Origin of the sequence: Enterococcus sp. C65 (genome assembly GCF_040887165.1) — a bacterium.
In the GTDB taxonomy this organism is placed as follows: Bacteria; Bacillota; Bacilli; order Lactobacillales; family Enterococcaceae; genus Enterococcus_B; species Enterococcus_B hirae.
This window is the reverse complement of record NZ_JBFOFG010000036.1, coordinates 1-600: the sequence shown is the minus strand read 5'-3', so window position 1 is coordinate 600 and position 600 is coordinate 1. Positions and strand designations below refer to the sequence as shown.

Annotated in this window: 1 protein-coding gene; it reads left to right on the top strand. The window is 41.3% G+C overall.

Features of this window, described 5'->3' with window-relative positions:
- Positions 1-600, top strand: a 600-nt coding sequence (locus AB3I12_RS13420) for an immunoglobulin-like domain-containing protein (RefSeq protein ID WP_368015672.1), incomplete at both ends; no start/stop codon positions are given.

Genomic DNA, 600 nt, shown 5'->3' with positions numbered 1-600 from the left:
CATCAAAGCAGGGGATCAAGCAACGATTCAAGGCTATGATAAATTCGATACACCACTAGGGGACCCACAACCAGTAACTATAGGAGAACAACTGGGTCAATTGACAGAAGCCCATCGTGTGGGAATCAGTACAGTGATCGAAGGAAACTACACAGGCGATGTTTACCAAGGAATCTTGTTGGTCAATGGCGAAAAAGTTAGTCAAGGTGGTAGCTTCAAAGATGGCAAGTTCAGTTATTATGTAGGAAACCTTAAAGTGTCAGAAGATGATCAAGTAGTCTTGATGGGTGCCAACAATCGAGGACAGCAAATTCCAGGATCAGAGATTGATGTCACTATTCAAACACCAACAGCTGAAATCAACGAATTGACTTATAAAATCGGCACACAAACGATCAAAGGAGCCTATGGTTCTGATACCCAAGTCCACCAAGGACACTTATTTGTCAATGGTAAACTGATCAGTAAAGGTGGGAGCTTTAAGGATGGGGCAATCAGTTATTATGTGAAGCCAGATCTAATCAAAGCTGATGATCAAGTAACAATGAATTTCTATGATGGAAGTGGCAACTTATTGGCTGAAAACCAAACAGTTTCTGT